Source organism: Streptomyces sp. NPDC050418 (assembly GCF_044458745.1).
Taxonomy (GTDB): Bacteria; Actinomycetota; Actinomycetes; order Streptomycetales; family Streptomycetaceae; genus Streptomyces.
Genome location: NZ_JBITIG010000001.1, coordinates 181741 through 198426, shown reverse-complemented (window position 1 = coordinate 198426; position 16686 = coordinate 181741). Strand labels below are relative to the sequence as shown.

At 71.9% G+C, this 16686-nt stretch carries 16 protein-coding genes; 12 read left to right on the top strand and 4 right to left on the bottom strand.

Annotated features, from left to right (window positions below; genetic code table 11):
• Positions 1 to 58: 58 nt before the first annotated feature.
• A complete protein-coding gene (locus ACIBI4_RS00930; protein ID WP_399201360.1) occupies positions 59 to 508 on the bottom strand; it encodes a DUF6643 family protein in 450 nt (149 codons plus the stop codon).
• A 430-nt stretch (positions 509 to 938) separates the two neighbouring features.
• The gene (locus ACIBI4_RS00925; RefSeq protein WP_399201359.1) at positions 939 to 1979 is read right to left on the bottom strand and encodes a hypothetical protein; all 1041 of its coding nucleotides are present in this window, start codon (positions 1977 to 1979) and stop codon (positions 939 to 941) included.
• A 360-nt stretch (positions 1980 to 2339) separates the two neighbouring features.
• Here ACIBI4_RS00925 and ACIBI4_RS00920 point away from each other — a divergent pair, with 360 nt between their 5' ends.
• The gene (locus tag ACIBI4_RS00920; protein ID WP_399201986.1) at positions 2340 to 3623 is read left to right on the top strand and encodes a TerD family protein; all 1284 of its coding nucleotides are present in this window, start codon (positions 2340 to 2342) and stop codon (positions 3621 to 3623) included.
• 75 nt (positions 3624 to 3698) lie between these two features.
• Here the strand turns inward: ACIBI4_RS00920 and ACIBI4_RS00915 are convergent, their stop codons facing one another.
• A complete protein-coding gene (locus ACIBI4_RS00915; protein WP_399201358.1) occupies positions 3699 to 4889 on the bottom strand; it encodes a glycosyltransferase in 1191 nt (396 codons plus the stop codon).
• A 58-nt stretch (positions 4890 to 4947) separates the two neighbouring features.
• On the opposite strand from ACIBI4_RS00915, the gene ACIBI4_RS00910 reads away from it, so the two are divergent.
• The 5 genes from ACIBI4_RS00910 to ACIBI4_RS00890 all read left to right on the top strand — a co-directional run bounded on the left by ACIBI4_RS00910 (position 4948) and on the right by ACIBI4_RS00890 (position 9474).
• Positions 4948 to 5733 carry a glutamate racemase gene (locus ACIBI4_RS00910; protein WP_399201357.1) on the top strand — a complete coding sequence of 262 codons (786 nt, stop codon included), beginning with the start codon at positions 4948 to 4950 and terminating at the stop codon, positions 5731 to 5733.
• Positions 5734 to 5860: 127 nt separating this feature from the next.
• Positions 5861 to 6415, top strand: coding sequence for a hypothetical protein (locus tag ACIBI4_RS00905; RefSeq protein ID WP_399201356.1), 555 nt, complete (start codon positions 5861 to 5863; stop codon positions 6413 to 6415).
• A 61-nt stretch (positions 6416 to 6476) separates the two neighbouring features.
• Positions 6477 to 8090, top strand: a complete 1614-nt coding sequence (lnt, locus tag ACIBI4_RS00900) for an apolipoprotein N-acyltransferase (protein WP_399201355.1) — start codon at positions 6477 to 6479, stop codon at positions 8088 to 8090.
• A gap of 51 nt (positions 8091 to 8141) precedes the next feature.
• The gene (locus tag ACIBI4_RS00895; RefSeq protein WP_399201354.1) at positions 8142 to 8615 is read left to right on the top strand and encodes an NUDIX hydrolase; all 474 of its coding nucleotides are present in this window, start codon (positions 8142 to 8144) and stop codon (positions 8613 to 8615) included.
• Positions 8616 to 8763: 148 nt separating this feature from the next.
• Complete coding sequence (locus tag ACIBI4_RS00890; RefSeq protein WP_399201352.1) at positions 8764 to 9474, top strand: GNAT family N-acetyltransferase; 711 nt, start codon at positions 8764 to 8766, stop codon at positions 9472 to 9474.
• Positions 9475 to 9548: 74 nt separating this feature from the next.
• Here ACIBI4_RS00890 and ACIBI4_RS00885 read toward each other — a convergent pair whose 3' ends face one another.
• The gene (locus tag ACIBI4_RS00885; protein ID WP_399201351.1) at positions 9549 to 10964 is read right to left on the bottom strand and encodes an MFS transporter; all 1416 of its coding nucleotides are present in this window, start codon (positions 10962 to 10964) and stop codon (positions 9549 to 9551) included.
• 330 nt (positions 10965 to 11294) lie between these two features.
• Between ACIBI4_RS00885 and ACIBI4_RS00880 the strand changes: the two genes are divergently transcribed.
• The 6 genes from ACIBI4_RS00880 (at position 11295) to ACIBI4_RS00855 (ending at position 16675) form a co-directional block, all read left to right on the top strand.
• Complete coding sequence (locus ACIBI4_RS00880; RefSeq protein WP_399201350.1) at positions 11295 to 12782, top strand: aldehyde dehydrogenase family protein; 1488 nt, start codon at positions 11295 to 11297, stop codon at positions 12780 to 12782.
• Positions 12783 to 12854: 72 nt separating this feature from the next.
• Positions 12855 to 13793 carry a VOC family protein gene (locus ACIBI4_RS00875; protein WP_399201349.1) on the top strand — a complete coding sequence of 313 codons (939 nt, stop codon included), beginning with the start codon at positions 12855 to 12857 and terminating at the stop codon, positions 13791 to 13793.
• A complete protein-coding gene (locus tag ACIBI4_RS00870) occupies positions 13790 to 14593 on the top strand; it encodes an aspartate dehydrogenase domain-containing protein (RefSeq protein ID WP_399201348.1) in 804 nt (267 codons plus the stop codon). Before ACIBI4_RS00875 ends, ACIBI4_RS00870 begins: the two co-directional genes overlap by 4 nt.
• On the top strand, positions 14590 to 15405 hold the full coding sequence (locus tag ACIBI4_RS00865) for an alpha/beta fold hydrolase (protein WP_399201347.1): 816 nt from the start codon (positions 14590 to 14592) through the stop codon (positions 15403 to 15405). The genes ACIBI4_RS00870 and ACIBI4_RS00865 overlap by 4 nt, the downstream gene beginning before the upstream one ends.
• Before the next feature lie 6 nt (positions 15406 to 15411).
• Complete coding sequence (locus ACIBI4_RS00860) at positions 15412 to 15933, top strand: cupin domain-containing protein (protein WP_399201346.1); 522 nt, start codon at positions 15412 to 15414, stop codon at positions 15931 to 15933.
• Entirely contained in the window at positions 15926 to 16675 is a 750-nt protein-coding gene (locus tag ACIBI4_RS00855) for an SDR family oxidoreductase (protein ID WP_399201345.1), read from the top strand. Before ACIBI4_RS00860 ends, ACIBI4_RS00855 begins: the two co-directional genes overlap by 8 nt.
• Positions 16676 to 16686: the final 11 nt, after the last annotated feature.

Sequence of the window (16686 nt, the reverse complement as noted above, 5' to 3'; positions counted from 1 at the left end):
GGTTGATCGCTATCCGGCCACTCCGAGGCGGCGGCAGGTCAGGGCCGCGGCCCGGCGGTCAGTAGCCGCGGCCGCCCGGGTGCTGCCGGTAGTACGGGTCCTCGTACGGCATCGGCGCCGGTGCGGGGCGCGGGGCAGCGGGGCGCATCGCCTCGTAGCCGGACCCGGCGACCGGACGCTGGGGCTGCGGCATCGGCTGCGCACCGGCGTAGCCGCCGCGCTGCGCGCCGGGCTGCTGCGGAATGTACGGGGCGGGCGCGTGCTGCAGCGGCGCCTGCTGCCCGTAACCGTGCTGGGCGGGCGCCGGCGAAGGAGCGGCGGGCAGCGCGGGGAGCGCGGCCGGCAGGGCAGGCAGATAGCTGCCCGGAGTGTCGTACGCGGAGGGCACCCGGATCGGGGCGATCTGCGGCGTACCCCGCTCGGCCACGAGGGAGTCGTAGATCGGAGTGTCCGGGAAGGACGGCGCGGAGTAGTAACCGCCGCCGTAGGTGGAGCGGGGGGAGGTCATGGCACATAAGTTAAGCCCACGATGTGCTGGTTGGATAGCCCTGACATCCGTGGGGCTTGTGTGGAAAACATCAGAACTTGACGGACCCGTTTCTCTTTGGGCGGCATGCGCTCAACTCACGGGCCCGTCCGCCGGATACGAACGGTCAAAATGTCGCTCAATTGTCCAGTTTGGTTTCGCGAGCGGCCGTACGCGGTACGGCCCGCACAACCTCGGACTCGGCAGGCGCGGACCGCAGGGACTTTCGGCGTCGCGGAGTGGGTGTCCTGTTCGAGCGGACGGCGGCCATCGGCGGGAGCACGGCGCGTGGCAGGGGCGCGCGGGATTGGCGCGGCTGCCCCCTGCCGGGCCTGCGTCAAGTTCACCCGGGACGGTGAGGCGCGGGCGGCGCCGATCTGACGCCACCCGCACCTCACGGCACGGATGCGCTCTAGCGCAGCCCGACCTTGCGTGCGAAGCGCCCGAGCGTGCGCCGCAGGGCGGAGCGCTTCACGGGGGCGGAGCGCTGCTGCCGGCCCTCCGGCCTGTCGGCCGGGGCCTGGGCGTCCTTCGGCAGCGCCGCCTTCAGCTGACGGAAGTGGTCGGCACGCGTGCGCGCCAGATACGGGTCGTCCGTCAAAGGCTCCGCGATCTTCCACGCCTGCCGGTGATCGCCTTCGTAATGCAGCACGAAAGCCTTCGCGAGTTCCAGGACGGATTTGAACGGGATCCCGTCCGTGTGGTCCCGGTCGAGTCGGCCCTGGACGGCGGAGATGAGCTCGAGCTTCCGCTCGACGTCGAAGGCGTCCTCGGCGATGGCGCGCAGCACTTCACCAGGGATGTCGTCGGTGACCTCGAAGGCCAGGGTCGAGCGGATCGGCGGCCCGGCGAGCTCGATGGAGGGGAGCAGGGCGCCGGTGCTGTAGTGCAGCCACGGCAGCCGGGGGCTCGCGAAGTCCTGGTGCAGGACGACGGAACCGGGCACGAGCCGCGGCAGAAAGCGCTCGGCGACACAACTCCACACCCGGGCCGTCTTTGCGATGTCGACATGAAGGAACTCGACGGGCCGCTTCTCGTCCGGGTCCGAGGTCTCCCAGATGTCGCCGGCGTGTATCTCGACGAAGTCGAGGAAGGGGTCGAGGACTTCCTGGAAGTCCTCCAGGAACGAACTCTCGCCGTCCGGCGCCTTCCCGCCGCTGAAGAACTTCTCGCTCGCGAAAGTCCCCTTTCCCACGCGGAAGTAGTCGTAGGCGTGGAGTTTCGCCGAACTCCGGTCGAAGCCGGGGTTCTCGCTCAGGCCGAGTGCCGCGGCATAGGTGGAACCGCCGCCGCCGGAGCCCAGTTCGATGAGATCGCCGTGCGCGCCGGTCAGCCGGCGCTCGCCGAGCAGCCGGAGAAAGCGCAGCTCGTGGGTGCTGCACTGGGTGTACGGGAGGTGCTCCGGCAATTCGACGGAGTCGAGCAGCGGGTACAGCTGGCCTAGCGACGGCATGGTGACCTCATGTCTCACGTTGTCTGGCGATGTTCACGCGGAACCGCGACGGCACGACTTTCGGAGCCAAGTGGTGGGGACCGAACGGCACTTGGGGGTGCAGCAGGCTTGCGCGCGCGGATGGCATCGCCGTGTCGCGGCGCCGTACGCGATATGAACGCCGTACTGCCGCGGGGCGACGCCGCGGCCGGGCGGGCGCGGATCGGCCGTGAAGAGTGGAGGCGCCCCGGGCTGCGGGCGGGCTAAGTTGTCCGGGAACGCACAAGGGGTCCCACCGGCGCGAAGCAGCCCGGGGCCCCGACCGGGGACCGAATCCGTCGCGACGACGCGCTAGTGGGGGCACGAATGTCCATGCAGTCCATGCCTAAGGGCTCGAACGTTGCGGTGCCCGCGCCCGCCGTACGGATCGAGATCGGCTGGAGCTCCGGCCCCGGCGTGCCCGACGCCGACGCCTCGGCGCTGCTCCTCGCGTCCGGCAAGGTACGCAGCGACGCGGACTTCGTCTTCTACAACCAGCCCGCGCACTCCTCGGGCGCCGTGCGCCACGAAGGCAAGCGCGCCGCCGGCGGCCAGACCGTCGACAGCGTCGCCGTCGACCTGACCCGCGTCGAGCCGGACATCGAGCGCGTGGTGCTGGCGGCCTCCGCCGACGGAGGAACGTTCGGGCAGGTCCCCGGGCTGCACATCCGCGTCGTGGACGCGGCGGGTGGCGCGGAGATCGCCCGCTACGAGAGCGCGGACGCGTCCGTCGAGACCGCCTTCGTCCTCGGTGAGCTGTACCGGCGCCAGGGAGCGTGGAAGTTCCGCGCGGTCGGCCAGGGCTACAGCAGCGGACTCGAAGGGCTGGCGACGGACTTCGGGATCACCGTCGACGAACCCCAGCAGGCCCCCGCCGCACCGGCCCCCGCGCCCGCTCCGCAGTACAACGCGCCGTCGCCGCAGGCCACCATGCCCGCGGCAGCCCCGCCGCCCCCGGCCGCACCGCCCGCCGCCCCCGCGGCGCCCGTGCGGCTCACCAAGGTGACGCTGACCAAGAACGCGCCCACCGTCTCGCTCACCAAGCAGGGCGGCACCTCGGGCGGTATGCGCGTCAACCTCAACTGGGAGGTGCGCAAGCAGTTCAAGGGCTGGGGTGCGAAGCTCGGCCGCGCGGTCGCCATGCACTCCGACCTCGACCTGGACCTGTGTGCCCTGTACGAGCTCAATGACGGCCGCAAGGGCGTCATCCAGGCGCTGGGCAACGCGTTCGGCGCGCTCGACCGGCCGCCGTTCATCCACCTCGACGGCGACGACCGCACGGGCGCCAACGCCATGGGCGAGAACATGTCGATCAACCTCGACCACAAGAACGCGTTCCGGCGCATCCTCATCTTCGTCACCATCTACGAGGGCGCCCGCAGCTTCGCCGACCTGCACGCGACGGTCACGCTGACCCCGCAGCACGGAGCGTCGATCGACTTCTCGCTCGACGAGTGCACCGTCCCCTCGACGGTCTGCGCCCTCGCCCTGCTCACCAACGAGCACGGCGACCTCCTGGTCCGCCGCGAGTCCCGCTTCCTGGTCCCCGAGCGCGGCGTCAGCCCTCAGCGCACCGTGGACTACGCGTACGGCTGGGGTCTGGACTGGACGCCCGGCCGCAAGTAGCCGCCCAGCCGCGAGCGGACGCCCGGCCACAAGCGGACGCCCAGCCGTAAGCAGGCGACCGGCCCGGACGACCGCCTACTGATCGGCCGAGGGCGCGGGTTCGGCACGGTCGGGGCGCGCGTAGGTGCGCCCCTTCCAGGCCGCCCCGCGCCCCCGGTAGTGCTGCACCGCCGAGTCGACGGTCATCAGGAGATACAGCACCGCCGTGACGGGCAGCAGCGGCGCGAGCCACAGCGGCTGCGCGTAGTAGCGGAGCATCGGGAGATACGTGGCCGTCATCAGCAGCCATGCGCCTCCCGCGGCCCAGGCCGCCGCGCCGTCGCCGACGGCGAGCGCCACGACCAGGCCCGCCGGCGGCACCACGTACACGAGGAGCAGCCCCGCCACCGTCCCGAGCAGCAGCAACGGCTGGTGGCGCAGCTGCGCGTACGCACTGCGCGAGACCATCCGCCACAGATCGCCGAGCCGCGGGTAGGGGCGGACGCTGTCGACCTGGTCGGCGAGGCCGAGCCACACCCGGCCGCCGCTCGCCTTCACGGCCCGGGCGAGCGCCACGTCGTCGATCACCGCGTGCCGGACGGCGTCCGGAACGTTCGCGCGCGCGGCCGCCGCGTCGCGCAGCAGCACACAGCCGCCCGCGGCCGCGGCGGTACGGGAGCCGTCCACCGCGATCCGGCGGAACGGGTAGAGCTGTGCGAAGAAGTAGACGAACGCCGGGACGATCAGGCGTTCCCAGATGCTCGCCACCCGCAGTCGCGCCATCTGTGAGACGAGGTCGAAGCCGGAGCCGTGCGCCGCGGCCACCAAGTCCCGCAGGCTGTCCGGTGCGTGGGAGATATCGGCGTCCGTCAGGAGCAGCCACTCGGGCCGCTGGGCCGCACGCGCCGCGGCGATCCCGTGCCGTACCGCCCACAGCTTCCCGGTCCACCCCGGCGGTGGTTCGCCCGGTGTCGTCACCGTCAGCGGCAGCCCGCCGCGTTGTGCGGCCAGCGCGCGGGCCATGTCTCCGGTGCCGTCCGAGCTGTTGTCGTCGACGAGGAAGATCCGTGCCTCGCCCGGATAGTCCTGGGCGAGCAGCGAGGGGAGGCTGAGCGGAAGGACCGCGGCCTCGTCCCGGGCCGGGACGACCAGCGCCACCGAGGGCCATGTCCCGGGGGCGTGACGGGGCGGCAGCCTGACATCCGTCCGCCAGAAGAAGCCCTGCGCGAGCAGCAGCCACAGCCAGGCGGCGAGCGACAAAAGGGACGTCCACGCGAGTGCGCTCATCCACGCGATGATGCCCCACGCCGCGGTCACAGGGGTGCAATCCCTTAGGGTGGGCCGCGTGAAGATCGCCCTCCTGGACTCCGGAATCGGCCTGCTGCCCGCCGCCGCCGCGGTGCGCCGCCTGCGGCCCGACGCCGATCTCGTGCTCACCTGCGACCCCGAGGGCATGCCGTGGGGGCAGCGCACGCACGAGGACCTCACCGCCCGTGCGCTCGCCTGCGCCGAGGCCGCAGCGGCCCGGCAGCCGGACGCGCTGATCGTCGGCTGCAACACGGCCTCCGTACACGCGCTGCCGACCCTGCGCGCGCACCTCGAACCCGGGCTGCCCGTCATCGGCACCGTCCCGGCGATCAAGCCCGCGGCCGCGGGCGGCGGACCCGTCGCGATCTGGGCCACGCCCGCCACCACCGGCAGCCCGTACCAGCGGGGCCTGATCGAGGAGTTCGCGAACGGCGTCGACGTCACAGAGGTGCCCTGCCCGGGGCTCGCGGACGCCGTCGAGCACGCCGACGAGGCGGCCATCGACCGCGCCGTCGCAGCCGCCGCCGCCCTCACTCCGCGGGGCGTCCGAGCGGTCGTCCTCGGCTGCACCCACTACGAACTGGTCGCGGAGCGTATCCGGGCCGCCGTGCAGCAGCCCGGTGAGCCGCCCCTCGTCCTGCACGGCAGCGCGGGCGCCGTCGCTGCCCAGGCCCTGCGCCGCATCCACCTGGAGCCCGCCCCGGACGCCCCGGCCACGGGCACCCTGACCGTGCTGCTCACCGGCCTCGAAGGCGACCTCCCGGCGGCCGCGCTCGCGTACGCCGAAGGCCGTCGGCTGAGCGTCGCCGGCGCCGCGCGCTGAACCCTCGGGCCCTGACCCGTGCCGGATACGGCGCCCGTCACACCCCGTATATACGTGTCCGGGGCAACCGGATGTCACGCTCCGCGATCTGGTGCCTTCGCAGCGGAACACGAGTAGCCTTCAGGCCATGAGGGACCCCCACGAGGAGCGGGGCACCGACCCCCAAGCCGACATCTGGACCGGCCGCGCCACGAACCGTGTGCAGTGGCTGCTCGCCTGCGCCGGAGCGGCCTGCATGGCGCTCGGGATCGAGCTGGCCGTCGACTCGCCCTGGACCTCCGGGCTCGCACCGCTGGTGATGGCCGTCGTCGGCTGTGTCGCCGCGGGCCTCCTGATGCTCTTCGGCACCCTCGCCTTCGTGCATGTGGCGGTACGGGTGGACACCGAGGCCCTCGAAGTGCGCTGCGGCCACATGGGGCTGCCGCGCCGCCGCATCCCGCTCAGCCATATCGTCGCCGCCGAGTTCGCGCCGAGGGTCACCCCGCAGCACTGGGGCGGCTGGGGCTACCGCTGGCGTCCCGAGAAGGGCACCGCCGTGGTCGTACGGCGTGGCGAGGGACTTGTCCTGAACCTGGGGGACGGTCGGAAGTTCACCGTCACCGTCGATGACGCCGAGGCAGCGGTCCGGTTCATCCGCGCGCGCCTCGGGCTGCCCGCCGCGGGGCCCGCCCAGGGCGCCTGAGCGCACGCCCATACCGGACGCCCTTGCCCTGGTCACAGCGGCGCGCCGTAGAATCCGCGGCGTGACAGCCACCATCGCCCCGTCCGGCGAGCAGACCCCGTCCGCACCCGAACCGCGCGGCCGCCGCCTGCTGCGCCGGCTCGTTCCGCTCGCGGCCGCGGGGCTCAGCGGACTGCTCCTCTATGTGAGCTTCCCGCCGCGCACCCTGTGGTGGCTGGCGCTGCCCGCGTTCGCCGGGCTCGCGTGGACGCTGCGCGGGCGTGGCTGGAAGAGCGCGCTCGGGCGCGGCTATCTCTTCGGGCTCGGGTTCCTGCTGCCGCTGCTCGTGTGGACCGGTGTCGAGGTCGGGCCCGGTCCATGGCTGGCGCTCGTGGCGATCGAGGCGCTGTTCGTCGCCGTCACCTCGGTCGGGATCGCGGCCGTGTCGAAGCTGCCCGGGTGGCCGCTCTGGGCGGCTGCCGTGTGGACGCTCGGTGAGGCGGCCCGCGCGCGGGCTCCGTTCGGCGGCTTCCCCTGGGGCAAGGTCGCCTTCGGCCAGGCCGATGGGGTGTTCCTGCCGCTGGCCGCACTTGGTGGGACTCCGGTGCTCGGCTTCGCCGTGGTGCTCTGCGGCTTCGGTCTCTTCGAGGCGGTACGGGTCTTCGTCGCGTATCGCCGCACGCGCACCCTGCACCGCGCTGCCGCGTCGGTGGCGCTCGCGGCCGTCGTCGTGCCGGTCGCCGGGGCGCTGGCCTCGCTGCCGCTGGTCTCCGACGCGGCCGAGGACGGCACCGCCACCGTCGCCGTCATCCAGGGCAACGTCCCGCAGGCCGGGCTCGACTTCAACGCGCAGCGCAAGGCGGTCCTCGACCACCACGTCAAGGAGACGCTGCGGCTGGCCGAGCGGGTCCGCGACGGCAAGGTCGAGAAGCCGGACTTCGTGCTCTGGCCGGAGAACTCCTCCGACATCGACCCCTTCCGTAATTCTGACGCGTACGCCGACATCGATGCCGCCGCGAAGGAAGTGGGCGCGCCCATCTCCGTCGGCGGCGTCGTCCTGGCGGACGACGGGCGGCTGCTCAACGAGCAGATCCTGTGGGATCCGGAGAAGGGCCCCACCGAGACGTACGACAAGCGGCAGATCCAGCCGTTCGGTGAGTTCCTGCCACTGCGTTCCGTGGTCGACGCCATCAACTCCGAGTGGGGTTCGATGGTCCGTCAGGACTTCAGCCGCGGCAGCAAGCCCGGTGTGTTCACGATGGCCGGGACGAAGGTCGGGCTCGCCACCTGCTACGAGGCCGCGTTCGACTGGGCCGTGCGCGACACCGTCACCCACGGCGCGCAGCTCATCTCGGTGCCGTCGAACAACGCCACGTTCGACCGCAGCGAGATGACCTACCAGCAGCTCGCCATGTCGCGGATCCGCGCCGTCGAGCACAGCCGCACCGTCACCGTCCCGGTGACCAGTGGCGTCTCCGCCGTGATCATGCCGGACGGCGAGATCGTGCAGCGCACCACCTGGTTCACCGCGGACACGCTCGTCGCCGACGTGCCGCTGCGCAGCTCGCAGACCCCCGCCACGCGGCTCGGGATCGCCCCCGAACTCGCGCTGATCGCGGTCGCCGCGGGCGGCCTCGGCTGGGCCGTGACGCGGCGGATCCGCACGAAGAACGCGACGCCGACCACGGGCGAGTGAGCCGAACGGCCCCGCCCGTGCGGAGATCCGCAGCGGGTTAGGGTCGAGGGCATGGGTACTCCCGACTTCATCCGCGAGATCCGGGCCACCGCGGGCCATCAGCTGCTCTTCCTGCCGGGTGTGACCGCGCTCGTCTTCGACGACGAGGGCAGAGTGCTGCTCGGCCGGCGCGCCGACACCGGCCGTTGGTCGGTGATCGGCGGCATTCCCGAGCCCGGCGAGCAGCCTGCCGCGTGTGCGGTACGCGAGGTGTACGAGGAGACCGGCGTGCATTGCGTGCCGGAGCGGGTGGTCCTGGTGCAGGCACTGGACCGCATGGCGTACCCCAACGGCGACGAGTGCCAGTTCATGGACATCACGCTGCGCTGCCGTGCCGTGGGCGGGGAGGCGCGGGTGAACGACGAGGAGTCGCTCGAGGTCGGCTGGTTCTCCGTCGACGCGCTGCCGGAGATGCACGAGTTCGGGGTCTTCCGCATCAAGCAGGCGCTGCTCGACGAGCCGACCTGGTTCGACCCGACCGTCTGAGGCCGGCTCCGCCTCGACGTCGGCCTCCTTGCGTCGAGTACGCGTGCCACCACGGAATAAACGCGGCGCCGCGAGGCTTGGATCTTGTGCGTGATCACAGCCGCTTCCGCGGCTCGCAAGAACCAGGGCAGTAGCGAGGAGCACCACCATGACCGGCGTACCGACGGTGACCCGGCACGTACTGGACAACCCGACGTACGACGCACTCCTCGGCCCGCACGCCCACTTCGCCGAGCGCCGGGGCCGCGCGGTGCGCTACCCCGTGGACGTGGCGCCGTGGAGCGCGCTGCCCGACGAGCCCGACGCCCAGGACTGGGCCGATCTCGCCGCGCTGTCCGGGCCGGGGACCGAGGTCGCAATGCCGGCGCTGCGGACGATGCCGCCCGCCGACTGGAAGATCAGCTGGGAGGGCCTGGGCGTCCAGCTCGTCGACGAGTCGGTCGACGCCCGCCCGGATCCGGAGGCCGTTCTGCTCGGCGCCGACGACGTGCCCGAGATGCTGGAATTGGTGAGCCGGACCAAGCCGGGACCGTTCCTGCCGCGCACCGTGGAGCTGGGCACCTATCTCGGGATCCGGCGTGCGGGCCGGCTGATCGCGATGGCGGGGGAGCGGATCCACCCGCCCGGCTACACGGAGATCAGCGCCGTCTGCACGGACGAGGGCTTCCGTGGTCAGGGCCTCGGCACCCGTCTCGTACGGGCCGTGGCGGCGGGCATCCGCGAACGCGGCGAGATCCCGTTCCTGCACGCGGCCGGGGACAACGAAGGCGCGATCCGGCTGTACGAGTCGATCGGTTTCGTACGGCGCGGTCGCACCCGGTTCGTCGGCGCCAAGGTGCCGTACCCGACTGCTGGTTGAGCCACACCATCCCCCTGCGAGACGACGCGCCCCGTCAGGAAGACGGGGCGCGTCGCTGTATGGAGGGAGAGGGCTCAGGGAGCGATCTCCTCCAGCTTCCGCCCGCTCGTCTCCTCCGCACCGACCCCTGCCGTCACCGCGCCGATCATGGCGACCGCCGCCAGGGTGACGAAGACGGTTCCCATGGCGCCGCCCGCGTAGATGGCGCCGACCACGATCGGGCCCAGGATGATGCCGAGCCGGTTCATCGCGCCGCCGACGGAGGAACCGAGCGCCCGCATACGGGTCGGGAAGAGCTCGGGGGAGTACACGTACAGGCAGATGTTGGAGCCGAAGAGGAACACCGCGGCCAGCGAGGTCCACACGAGCACGGCGTTCGCCGAGCCGCCGCTGAACAGGCCGAGCAGTGCCAGGCACACCGCCGCGCCCGTCATACAGGCCGCGATGACCTTGCGTCGGCCCACCTTGTCCACGGTCAGCGCGACGACCAGACAGCCGAGCAGACCCGCGCATGAGGTGACGGTGGAGTACAGCAGAGCGGTCGACAGGTCGAGGCCGAAGCGCGAGTCGTAGATCGTCGGGAGCCATGACGTGATGCCGTAGTTGGCGAAGTAGCCGGTGAACCACAGCATGCCGATCACCAGGGTGCGCTTGCGATAACGGCCCGAGAGCAGCTCCCGCAGGCCGCCCTTGCCCTTGTCCGTGAGGACGGGCGCGGCGGTCTCCTCGACCGGTTCCGGCTGGGGGAGCGGCCGGCCGGTGATCTGCTCGACCCGGGTCTCGATCGCGGCCATCGTCCGCAGTGCTTCCTCATGGCGTCCGTGCTCGGCCAGCCAGCGCGGCGACTCCGGCACGTACTTGAGGACGACGTAGCAGAGCACGCCGGGGATCGCGGCGAGACCGAACATCCAGCGCCAGCCGAGCAGCGGTACCAGCCACGCGGCGAGCAGGGCGCCCGCGGTGAGGCCGGCGGGGAACACGAGCTCGTAGAGCAGGACGAAGCGGCCGCGCTGGTGGGCGCGGGTGATCTCGGCGATGAAGGTGGCCGCGACCGGCACCTCACCGCCGATCGCCAGCCCCTGCACGAAACGCACGGCCATGAACGGCTCGGGCGACGAGCACATCGTCAGGGCGAGGTTGCAGAGGCTGGAGACCGCGATACAGGCGGCGATCACCTTCACGCGGCCGAAGCGGTCGGCGAGACGCCCGGACAGGACGGCGCCGATCAGCATGCCGATCGAGCCGATCGTCATGAGCGCCGTGGTGTGACCGGTGTCGAGATGCCATTCCGTACGCAGTTCGGGAAGCGCGTAGGCGATCAAGAGCTGGTCGAATGCTTCGAAGAAGGTCACCACGCCGACGATCAGGCGGACGGTGACGTGCCAGCGGCACAGCGGCAGCCGCTCGAAGCGGGCGCCGATCGAGGCGGCGATGCCCGCCGGACCGGTGGGTTCCGGTCCGGTGCGCAGGTCGGACGCTTCTGTCGTCATCGAGTTGACCTCCTGCTCCTGCGCACCGGGACGGGGTGCGCGCGGGAGCGCTGGGGCCGTGCGGGCAAGGGTCGGGGACCACCCGGGGACGGCGGATGAGGGGTGAGTTCGTGGAAGAGACAGGCAGGTGAGGCGCGAGAGAGCCTCTTAGGGCTTAAGTTCTACCGGCCGACGGTGGGGGGCCGTCAAGGGTTCACGAGCAGCTCGCGGAAATTCATTTCGGCGGGGGTCTTGCGGCCGAATTAGTTAAGCCCTTAGATTTCAAGCACTTCGACGAGTCCGGCACGGACCGTCGGGTCCCCCTCACCCCCTGCCTGTGGAGGTCCTGTCATGCCTCGCATCCCCGCCGACGAAGTCCTTGTCGCCGGCGTATGGCGGCGCGGCCGCGGCGCGGCCTTCCGGGCCGTGAACCCGGCCGACGGCAGCCTCCTCACCGAACTGCACGCCGCCACCGCCGAGGACGTCGACGAGGCCGCACGCGCCGCCGCCGAGGCCGCGGCCGATCCCGCCTGGCGCGACCTGCTGCCGCATCTGCGGGCCCGGCTCCTGCACCGCATCGCCGACCTGGTCGAGAACCACGCGGACGAGCTGGCCGCCCTGCAGACCGCCGACACCGGCAAGTCGCTCACCGAGACCCGCGCCCTCGCCGCCTCGGCCGCCGGCACCTTCCGCTACACGGCCGCCGCCCTGGAGACGATGGAGGACTCCCTCACCCCGTCCCGCGGCCCTTACGTGACGCTCAGCGTGCACGAGCCGATCGGCGTAGTCGGCGCCATCAACCCGTGGAACTCGCCTATCGCATCGGACGCACAGAAGGCCGCCCCGGCGCTCGCCGGCGGCAACGCCGTGCTGCTGAAGCCCGCCGAGTGGACCTCCCTCGTCTCGCTCGCCTTCGGCCGCCTCGTCCACCAGGCGCTCACCGAGGCCGGACTGCCCACGGCCCTCTTCTCCGTCCTGACCGGCAGCGGCCGCGTCGTCGGCGACGCCATCGTCAAGCACCCGCTCGTCGGCCGCATCGGCTTCACCGGCGGCACGACCACCGGCCGCGCCATCGCCCGGCACGCCGCCGACAAGCTCATCCCGGCCTCACTCGAACTCGGCGGCAAATCGCCGACGATCGTCCGCGAGGACGCCGACCTCGAGCAGGCACTGGCCGGCGTGATGTTCGGGATCTTCTCCTCCTCCGGCCAGTCCTGCATCGCCGGTTCGCGCCTCTTCGTCCACCGCAGCCGCTACGACGCGTTCCTCGGCGAGCTCGTCGAGCGCGTCCGCAAGCTGCGCGTCGGCCCCGGCACCGACCCGGACACGCAGGTCGCGCCCCTTGTCCACCACAAGCACCGCGATGCCGTCGCGGCGTATGTGGATCTCGCCCGCTCCGAGGGGGGCCGTGTCCTGTGCGGAGGCGCGGCCCCCGGCGGGGCGGCCTACGAGGACGGCGCGTACTACCTGCCGACCGTGATCGACGGGCTGCCCAACTCCGCCCGCACCTGCCAGGAGGAGATCTTCGGCCCGGTCCTCGTCGCCCTCCCGTACGAGGACGAGGACGACCTGATCGCCCAGGCCAACGCCTCCGACTACGGCCTTGCCTGCGGTATCTGGACCCGGGACGCCCGCGCCGCCTGGCGCCTGGCCCGCCGGATCGAGGCGGGCACCGTCTGGATCAACACGTACAAGCAGTTCTCCATCTCCACCCCCTTCGGCGGGATGAAGGACTCGGGCCTCGGCACCGAGAAGGGCCGCGACCTCATCCGCGCCTACCAGCGCCAGAAGTCCGTCTACTGGGGCACTGACGCGACGCCCCTGCCCTGGGCGACCTGACCCCGGGCCCGACTGCCGCCGCCTGCTGATCCCCGGCACCGACCGACGCCGCTTCCAAGGGAGTTGACCTCCATGCCCCATCCCCCCATCGCCCGGCTGCGCGCCCTGCGCTCGGTCGAGCTGCTCACCCCGGCCTTCGCCGAGGCCACCGACTTCTACGAGGAGGCCTGGGGCCTCGAGGTCGTCGAGAGCGAGCACTCCGGCACCTGGCTGCGCGGCACCGGCGAGGAGCACCACGCCCTCCAGCTCACCCGCGCCGACCGCATCGGCCTCGGCCGTCTCACCTTCGCCGTCGCCACGCCCGCCGAGGTCGACGAGGCGGCCCGCCGCCTGGAGGCCCGGGGCATCACCCCCCTCACCGGACCCGGATCGCTCGACCAGGTCGGCGGCGGCTACGGCCTGCGCTTCCACGACCATGAGGGCCGGCTCATCGAGCTCGCCGCCGACACGTGGGCCGTGCCCCCGCGCGGCCGCGACGCCGCGGTGCCGGTCGGCGTCACCCACGCCGTCCTCAACACCACGGACATCGACGCCTCCGTCGCCTTCTACACCGATGTCCTCGGCATGCGGGTCTCCGACTGGTCCGAGCACCAGATGGCCTTCCTGCGCTGCAACGCCGACCACCACTCCATCGCCTTCAACCAGGCGCCGTGGGTCTCCCTCAACCACATCGCGTACGAGATGGACTCGGTCGACCACTTCATGCGCGGCCTCGGCCGGCTGCGCCACCACGGGGTCACGCCGCAGTGGGGTCCGGGTCGGCACGGCCCCGGCAACAACACGTTCTCCTACTTCACCGACCCGACCGGCCTGGTCTGTGAATACACCTCCGAGGTCGCGCAGATCACCGAGGACCGCTGGATCTGCAAGGTCTGGCGCCGGGTCCCCGAACTCTCCGACCTCTGGGGGACCGCAGGGCCGCCCTCTCAGCTGATCCGCGCCCACATGGCGGGCACCGCGGACGGCAGCCCCGTCCAGGCCCCCGTCGACGCCGAAGGAGTACGAGCATGAGCGCCGCGCAGACCACCAGGATCGGCATCGTCGGCTGGGGAGCCATCGGCCGCGTCGTCGGCAGTGCCCTCATGGAGGGCGCGCTTCCCGGCGCCGAGCTGACCTGCGTCGTCGACAACCGTCCGCTCGGCGAGGCGGCGCCCGCCCCGCAGCTCACCTTCGAGCAGGCCATCGCCGACTGCGACCTGATCGTGGAAGCCGCCGGACAGGGCGTCGTACGGGAGTGGGGCGAGCGCGTGCTCGCCGCCGGCACCGATCTGCTCGTCGCCTCCACCGGAGCGCTCACCGACGAGGATCTGTCGAAGAAGCTGCTCGCGGCCGGACCCGGCCGGGTCTACTTCACCGGTGGCGCCGTCGGCGGCCTCGACCTGCTGCAGGCCGTACGCGCCATGGGCCCGCTGAGCGAGGTGCGCCTCACGACGACCAAGCTGCCGTCGACCCTCGAACAGCCGTGGATGGACGAGGAGCTCCTCGGCCGGATGCGGACCGCGACCGGTCCCGTCGAGGTCATGTCGGGGACCGCGCGTGACGTGCCCGTGAAGTTCCCCAAGTCGACCAATGTCGCGGCGTCCGTGGCGCTGGCCGTCGGTGATCTGGACGCGGTGCACGTCAGCGTCGTCGCCGACCCCGCCGCCGAGCACACCTCGCATGTCATCGAGGCGGCCGGAGCGCACGGCTCGTACCGCTTCGAGGTCCGTCATCTGCCCGACGCGGCCAACCCGGCCACCAGCCAGGTCGTCCCGTACGCGGTCCTGCGCTCGCTCGGTGCGGTCGTCGGCCGGACGGGACAGATCCTGTGACCGCCGCACCCACCGCGGACCGCGGGATCCACCTGGAGGAGGCGGGCAGCCCGGACGCCCCGCTCGTGCTGTGCCTGCACGGCATCGGTTCCTCCTCGGCCGCCTTCGCCCCGCAGCTCGACGCGCTCGCCGCCGACTTCCACGTCCTGGCCTGGGACGCCCCCGGCTACGCCAAGTCGGCCGACCCGGACGGGCCGCTGACCATGGACGACTACGCGGACCTCGCCGCGGAGATCATCCGGCCGTACGGCGAGGCGCATGTCCTCGGCGTCTCCTGGGGCGGCGTCATCGCGCTGCGCCTCGCGGCCCGCCACCCCGAACTCGTCACCTCCGTCATGGCCGTCGACTCGACGCCGGGCTCGGGGACCTCCGACGAGAAGGCGGCAGGGATGCGCGCCCGCGTCGCCGAGCTGGAGAAGCTCGGACCGCAGGAGTTCGCCGCCGCCCGGGGCCCCCGCCTCGTCTCCCCGGACGCGCCCGCCGCACTCGCCGAACGTGTCACCGCCACCATGGCCGCCTCGATCCGCCTGCCCGGCTACGCGTACGCGGCCGAGGCGATGGCCACCACCGACCTGCGCGGCGAACTGCAGCACATCACCGCGCCCGCACTCGTCCTGTGCGGCGCCGAGGACCGGATCACCGGACCCGACGCCTCCCAGGTCCTGGCCGGCGGTCTGCACAAAACCGCCTACGTGATCGTCAAGGACGCCGGTCACCTGGCCAACCAGGAGCAGCCCGAGCACGTGAACGCCTGGCTGCTCTCCCACCTCGACATCGTCGCGCAGCTGCGTGCCGACCGGCTGAAGGGCTGAACCACCATGCCTCTGACCACCACCGAGTACGACAACGGCGGCAACCTCGCGGCGTACACCGACTCGCTGATCGCGACGAAGGACTCCCGCGCCGTCGACTTCGACACCCTCTCCTTCCAGGAGAAGGCCGGCACCCAGTTCCGCCGCGGCCAGATCCGCTACGTCGGCTCCGGCGCCACCGGCAACCACGAGGGCGACAAGCGCATCCTCCCCTCCGGCGGCTTCACGTTCTCCAACATGCTGCTGCCGCCCGGCGCCGAGGGCCCGGCGCACACCCACCACGACGTCGAAGAGGCCTTCTTCGTCCTCGAGGGCAACGTCAAGGTCGGCATCCACCGCGGCCCCGACGAGGTCGAGTACCGCACGCTCGGCTACCGCGACATGATTGTGGTGCCGGCCGGTGTGACCCGCTCGCTCAAGAACGAGGGCGACACCGACGCGCTGTTCTGCGTCGTCATCGGCACCCAGAAGCCGCAGGTCCCCTCGTACCCCGAGTACTCGCCGATGCACGGCGTCACCCGTGACTGACGCGGCTCCCGCGGAGGTTCGTACGGTCGTCGTGACCGGTGCGGGCCGTGGCCTGGGGGAGGCCATGGCCCGCCGGGCCGCCGCCGACGGCTTCCACGTCGTGGTGGCCGAGCTCAACGAGGAGTGGGGCGAGCGGACGGCTGCGGACATCCGCTCGGCGGGCGGCAGCGCCGAGTTCCGGCCGCTCGATGTCGCCGATACCGCGTCGGTCGAGATGTTCGCCCGCTCGCTCGACCGGCCCGTGTACGGCCTCGTCAACAACGCGGCCCTCGCCAACGGCGTCGGCGGCAAGGAGTTCCAGGACATCGACGTCGAGGTGTGGGACCGCCTGATGGCGGTCAACGCCCGCGGCCCCTGGCTCGTCGCCAAGCACCTGCTGCCGCTGATGACCCGGCCCGGCCGGATCGTCAACATCGCCTCGGACGCGGCTCTTTACGGCTCGCCGCGGCTCGCGCACTACGTCACCTCCAAGGGCGCCGTCATCGCCCTGACCCGGGCGATGGCACGCGAGCTCGGTGACCAGGGGATCACCGTCAACGCGGTGGCCCCCGGCCTCACCGAGGTCGAGGCCACCGAGACCGTTCCGGCCGCACGGCACGCGCTGTACGCCGGCAACCGGGCGATCTCCCGCCCGCAGCAGCCCGATGATCTCACCGGTTTCGTCTCCTTCCTCCTCAGCGAGGAGTCCCGGTACGTCACCGGGCAACTGACCGCCGTCAACGGCGGCTTCACGATGCACTGACCCCTCAACGG